At 65.7% G+C, this 3585-nt stretch carries 1 protein-coding gene and 1 pseudogene; both read right to left on the bottom strand.

All coding sequences use genetic code 11. From position 1 onward, the window contains the following. A partial coding sequence (rpoC, locus tag ACJ8AT_RS35590) for a DNA-directed RNA polymerase subunit beta' (RefSeq protein ID WP_407742422.1) occupies window positions 1-2541 on the bottom strand: 2541 nt, incomplete at its 3' end. 105 nt (window positions 2542-2646) lie between these two features. Next, window positions 2647-3585, bottom strand: a pseudogene (locus tag ACJ8AT_RS35585) (DNA-directed RNA polymerase subunit beta); the annotation flags it as partial.

The following is a 3585-nucleotide window of genomic DNA, read 5'->3' as shown; positions in this document are numbered from 1 at the left end:
CACGTCGTTCGTCACCGGATCGAGGATGTCGTCCAGGGCCACGCGGCCGAGGATGCGCTCACCGAGCGCCTCGATGATCTCGCCACCCTCGACGAGGGCGCCGATGAAGAGGCCGTCCATGGTGCCGCAGTCGTACTCGTTGATGATGGCGTCCTGGGCCACGTCGACGAGACGGCGGGTGAGGTAGCCGGAGTTGGCCGTCTTGAGGGCCGTGTCCGCCAGACCCTTGCGGGCGCCGTGGGTGGAGATGAAGTACTGGAGCACGGAGAGGCCTTCACGGAAGTTGGCCGTGATGGGCGTCTCGATGATTTCACCCGAGGGCTTGGCCATCAGGCCGCGCATACCGGCCAGCTGGCGGATCTGCTGGGCGCTGCCGCGGGCTCCGGAGTCGGCCATGATGTAGATGGGGTTGAACGACGGCTGCTTGCGCACCTCGCGCTTGCCGTCCTTCTCGCCCACGGCCTCGTCCTGGGAGATCTGCTGCATCATCTCGGCGGCCACCTTCTCGGTGATCTCCGCCCAGATATCGATGACCTTGTTGTAGCGCTCGCCGTCGGTGATGAGACCCTCGAGGTACTGGTTCTCGATCTCCGCCACCTCCTTGCGCGCGAAGTCCAGGAACTCCTGCTTCTTGGCAGGGATGATCATGTCCTTGAGCGCGATGGAGATGCCGGCGCGGGTGGCGTGGGTGTAGCCGAGCGACCGGATGCGGTCGGCCAGCAGCACCGTCTCCTTCTCGCCGGTGAGGCGGTAGCAGAGGTCGATGAGGGCGCCGAGCGACTTCTTGTCGAGCACCTTGTTGATGGCGTCGAAACCCACCTTGCGCGGCACGATGTCCCAGAGCATGACGCGGCCGACGGTGGTCTCCTTGCGCTTGCCGTCGATGCGGCAGACGACCTTGGCCTGGAGGTGGACCTCGCCATGGTCGTACGCGGCGCGCACCTCGTCCGGGGAGGCGAAGACGCGGCCCTCGCCGTGAGCGAACTCGCGGGCGCGGGTCATGTAGTAGATGCCGAGCACCATGTCCTGCGTGGGGACGATGATGGGCTTGCCGTTGGCGGGGCTGAGGATGTTGTTGGTGGACATCATCAGCACGCGGGCCTCCATCTGAGCCTCGATGGAGAGCGGCACGTGGACGGCCATCTGGTCACCGTCGAAGTCCGCGTTGAAGGCGGCGCACACCAGCGGGTGCAGCTGGATGGCCTTGCCCTCGATGAGCACGGGCTCGAAGGCCTGCATGCCGAGGCGGTGCAGCGTGGGCGCGCGGTTCAGGAGGACCGGGTGCTCACGGATGACGTCCTCGAGGATGTCCCAGACCTCGGGACGCTCCTTCTCCACCATCTTCTTGGCGCTCTTGATGGTGGTGACGTACCCCTTCTCCTCGAGCTTGTTGTAGATGAAGGGCTTGTAGAGCTCGAGCGCCATGATCTTCGGCAGGCCGCACTGGTGCAGCTTGAGCTCCGGGTCCACCACGATCACCGAGCGACCGGAGTAGTCCACGCGCTTGCCGAGCAGGTTCTGACGGAACCGGCCCTGCTTGCCCTTGAGCATGTCGGAGAGGGACTTCAGCGGCCGCTTGTTGGGGCCGGTGATCGTCTTGCCGCGGCGGCCGTTGTCGAACAGCGCGTCCACGGCCTCCTGCAGCATCCGCTTCTCGTTGCGGATGATGATGTCCGGAGCGTTGAGCTCCTGGAGCCGCTTGAGGCGGTTGTTGCGGTTGATGACGCGGCGGTACAGGTCGTTGAGGTCCGAGGTCGCGAAGCGGCCACCGTCCAGGGGAACCAGGGGACGGAGGTCGGGCGGGATGACCGGGATGACGTCGAGCATCATCCACTCCGGCTTGTTGCCGGACTGGCGGAAGGCCTCGGCGACCTTGAGGCGCTTGGCGTACTTCTTCTTCTTGGCCTCCGAGTTGGTCTCGCGCATGTCGCGGCGCAGGTCCTCGGACAGGCGATTGACGTCCAGGGACTTCAGCATCTCGCGGACGGCCTCGCCGCCCATGCCCGCGGAGAAGGAGTCCTCACCGTGCTCCTCGTAGAGCCGGTGGAGCTTCTCCTCGCTGACGAGCTCGCCCTTCTGCAGCGGCGTCGCCTTGGGGTCGATGATGATGTAGCTCTCGCAGTACAGGACCTTCTCGAGCTCCTTGAGCGTGATGTCGAGCAGGTTTCCCAGACGGCTGGGGAGCGACTTGAGGAACCAGATGTGCGCGACGGGGGTCGCGAGCGTGATGTGGCCCAGGCGCTCACGGCGCACCTTGGACTGGATCACCTCCACGCCGCACTTCTCGCACACCACGCCGCGGTGCTTCATGCGCTTGTACTTGCCGCAGTTGCACTCGTAGTCCTTCACCGGGCCGAAGATGCGGGCGCAGAACAGGCCGTCCCGCTCCGGCTTGAAGGTGCGGTAGTTGATCGTCTCCGGCTTCTTGACCTCGCCGTGCGACCACTGCCGGATCTTGTCCGGCGACGCCAGCGCGATGCGGATGGCGTTGAACGAGAGCGGATCCTTCGGCTTCTCGAAGAAGTTGAAAATGTCCTTCACGGTGCCTCCGAATTTCTTCTGAGCGCGTGAGCGCGAATTCGTTTCGCCTGGCCGCCAGCGCCCGCCCGCTGAGGGAGCGGGCGCCGGGGGGTCAGGCACGCTGGACTAGGCCTCGGTACCGGTCTTCACGCGGTCCTCGCCATCGCCACCACCGAAGTCTCCCGAGAAGGAGCGCTGGCGCTCGGGCGGAGCGCTCTCCAGGAGCTCGACGTCGAGCGCGAGCGACTGGAGCTCCTTGAGGAGCACGTTGAACGACTCGGGCAGGCCGGACTCGAGGACGTTGTCGCCCTTGACGATCGCCTCGTACATGCGCGTGCGGCCCACCACGTCGTCGGACTTGACGGTGAGGAACTCCTGGAGCGTGTACGCGGCGCCGTAGGCCTCCATCGCCCACACTTCCATCTCTCCCAGTCGCTGGCCGCCGAACTGGGCCTTGCCGCCCAGGGGCTGCTGCGTGACGAGCGAGTAGGGCCCGATGGAGCGGGCGTGGATCTTCTCGTCCACCAGGTGGTGCAGCTTGAGCATGTACATCACGCCCACGGTGACGTTCTGGTCGAACGGCTCACCGGTGCGGCCGTCGAAGAGCACCATCTGGCCGGAACGCGGCAGACGGGCCTCGTCGAAGAGCGAGTGGATCTCCGTCTCGCGCGCGCCGTCGAACACCGGCGTGGCGACATGGATGCCCTTCTTCAGGCGGTAGCACAGGCTCTTGACCTCGTCGTCGGACAGGCCGTCCACGAAGTCGCCGAAGGCCTTGTCGTCGTACACGGTCTTCAGCTGCTTCTTGAGGTTCTCGCCGCTGTAGTTCTCGTCGACGTAGCGCTGCAGCTGCTCGCCCACGCCCTTGGCGGCCCAGCCCAGGTGCGTCTCGAGGATCTGCCCGATGTTCATGCGCGAGGGCACGCCCAGCGGGTTGAGCACGATGTCCACCGGCCGCCCGTCCTCGAGGTACGGCATGTCCTCCTCGGGGAGGATGCGGGAGACGACGCCCTTGTTGCCGTGGCGGCCGGCCATCTTGTCGCCCACCGACAGCTTGCGCTTGAT

The sequence above is a fragment of the Hyalangium sp. genome (genome assembly GCF_045802625.1).
Taxonomy (GTDB): Bacteria; Myxococcota; Myxococcia; order Myxococcales; family Myxococcaceae; genus Hyalangium.
The sequence above is the reverse complement of the archived record's forward strand: the minus strand, read 5'-3'. Positions and strand labels throughout refer to the sequence as shown.